2 protein-coding genes are annotated in these 2,663 nt (G+C 59.4%); both read right to left on the bottom strand.

Features of this window, described 5'->3' with window-relative positions; translation table 11 throughout:
* Positions 1-86 precede the first annotated feature (86 nt).
* Positions 87-884 (bottom strand): ATP-binding protein, encoded by a 798-nt coding sequence (locus HMPREF3148_RS03005; RefSeq protein WP_049152283.1) that lies wholly within the window; start codon positions 882-884, stop codon positions 87-89.
* Positions 885-891: 7 nt separating this feature from the next.
* Positions 892-2,511 carry an IS21 family transposase gene (istA, locus tag HMPREF3148_RS03010; RefSeq protein ID WP_049152284.1) on the bottom strand — a complete coding sequence of 540 codons (1,620 nt, stop codon included), beginning with the start codon at positions 2,509-2,511 and terminating at the stop codon, positions 892-894.
* Positions 2,512-2,663 lie beyond the last annotated feature (152 nt).

Here is a 2,663-nt window from a genome sequence, read left to right on the forward strand (position 1 = left end):
CTGACGGGCGTTTCTTTTCGGTACCGGTAGGGCGGTATCGGGTACCGGGGTGTTGGTGGTTGCCGGTACCCGGTTTTTACCCCCGGTTACGACTTTCGGGGTTGACGTAGCCGTGTGGGTGTCGTAGGGGCCATCCTTTCTTGTTTGATGTCGTCGCGGGTTCGCATGTCTTCTCCTGTCAGGGTGAGTTTCGAGCCGTGGTTGGCGAGTCTGGACATGACTGCGTCTGCCAGTGCTGCTTCTGAGAAGACGTCGTACCAGTAATCGGGTTCGTGTTGGCTGGCGATCACGGTAGAGGCATGCTCACGCCCGACGAGCAGGTTGAATACCTGGTTCAACGCGTGCGCTGAGACATCGGTGGCGAGAAAATCATCGATGACGACAAGTGCCGGGGCTTGCAGGTCGGCGAGGAGTTGTTTGCGGGCCTGGGGATGCTCAGCCGCAGCGTCGAAATCGTTGGCCAGGTCGTTGAGCCGGAAGTAACGGGCGGTGAGCTTTTTGCGGCACGCCGCGACGGCCAGGGCTTGGGCGAGAAAACTTTTACCGGTGCCGGTAGCTCCCACGATGATGAGGTCTTTGCCGTAGTCGATCCATTCGCAGGTGGCGAGCCGGTCGATGCGGTCTTGGGTTACACCGCGGCCGGGATAGGCATCGAAGCGCTCGAGTGCGGCGGTTGAGCCAAGGAGTTTCGCTTCACGCAACCTTGTCTGGATGACCTTGTTGTCGCGGGCGGTGAGTTGGGCTTCGAGGGCTTCTTTGATCTTGTCTTCGAAGGAATCGTTATCGCGCGAGGGGTCGTTGACGATCTCTTGGATCGTCGCGGCGAACACGCGCATCCCGCGCAGCGAGCCGAGCTTGTCGAAATCTTCATCGGTTAACGCCATGATGCTTCTACGCCTCCTCACCGAATTCAAGCTCACTGAACTCGAACGCTGCTTTGCCCCGTACGTGCGACGCCTGGGCTGGTGGTGCGGGACGAATCACCGGCCTAGTTGACGCGGCAGATGATGTAGGTGATTGCGCACCACCTGTGGCGGTGGTGCGGGTTGCGAGGTCTTTGATGGTGTCGTGGACTTTGCGCACCGACGGGACCATGTGGGAGTCGAGGACGTCTTGGCAGGCTTGTTCAAGCAGGCTGCGGGAGTACTTCTTCGACAGGCTCAGCACGCCAAGGGCGCTATTGTAGGCTTGGGCTTCAACTTGGCGGGCGTGAAACATCTGGCGGATGAGTTCGTAGGTTGCGGCCCCAATACTTTGAGCCCATGACTCAATCCGGCCCCGATCCCACTTCGTGGCCAAGTCCTGGTGCTTTGCCGGCACATGCTCTTTATCTGTGGAGTACTGCATGTTGCCAGGCTTTTTACGGTGGGAAGCGATATGCTCACCCGCGCTGAAGATGTCGACGACATCGTCGAAGATCTGCACGTCGACACTTTTGCCGGCGAAGCTCCACGGCACAGAGTAGAAATGCTTCTCCACTTGGACGTGGTAGTTCACCCCGGCCTTGGCTTTACGCCACGTGGAATACGACCAGCGCTGTTGAGGCAGCGGGCGCAATGCTTCTGCTTCGCTTTCAACAAACAATTGCCTGCGGCTTGCGTTGCGGCCCCGGAATCCTTCCCGGTCGTTGATCCAGTCGACCTGTGCTGCAATAGCGGCGTTGAGAGCGTCGAACGTGGAGAACTCTTGGCCCGATAACGCTTCTGCGACCCAGGTCTGGACGATATCGACCGCCTTTTCCACATGGGCCTTATCCCTGGGTTTACCCGGCCTAGCCGGGGTAATCCCGCAACCGTAGAACTCGGCGAACTGCTGGTAGCGCTCGTTGACTTCACGCACCGTCGCACCACGTGTGATCTGGTTGGTTGCTGTCGAGGCGTTATCGGGCACGATGCGCACCGGCACGCCACCGATATAGTCCAACGCGTCGCGGTGGGCACACAGCCACGACCGCATCCGCATATCCGGCCACGCACTGGCATGGATAAGCCCCGAATGCGGCAGCGACGCCACAAACACATACGCCTGCACAGACACCCCGGTCAACGGGTCAACAACTGCCATGGTTTCCCCGGACCAATCAACGCACAGCTCCTCACCAGGGGCATGGGTCAAAAGCGCAGTCAGGTCGTTGACATCGACGTAGTTTTCAAACAGCGCGCAGAACTGCCGGTAGGAATAATGCTGCTGGCCAGAAGTAGCCTGACGGCGGGTGTATTTATGGTGTTCCACCTTCAACGTCACCCGCTCACCGCGTCGGCGCCGGGCGGCGATGCCTGCGAAATCCGGTTCCACAAACGCATCTGAATCCCGCCGGCGATTATCCGGAAACAACTCCGAAAGCTCCTGCGGCGACAACGCGGTAATCGTGTCCTCGTCCATCCCAGTCGAGCGCAACACCCGACTGGCCTTATCAATACTGCTGCGCGAGCACCCCAAATCCGACGTGATCTGCGACCACGAGCGGCCTTGCACAAGCGCCAGCATGATCAACCTGTAATTGGTGACCACACCAAACTCCTTCCATGGTTACGCGGCCCGCGCGTACACACTGCGCAGGGCCGTCAACCACAGACTGCCAACCCAACTACCCCCGGTACCCGATACACGCACACCCAGTACCCGATACCCGCCCGACCGGTACTAAAAACCGAACCCGGTCA

Origin of the sequence: Corynebacterium sp. HMSC05D08 (assembly GCF_001807215.1) — a bacterium.
In the GTDB taxonomy this organism is placed as follows: domain Bacteria; phylum Actinomycetota; class Actinomycetes; order Mycobacteriales; family Mycobacteriaceae; genus Corynebacterium; species Corynebacterium striatum.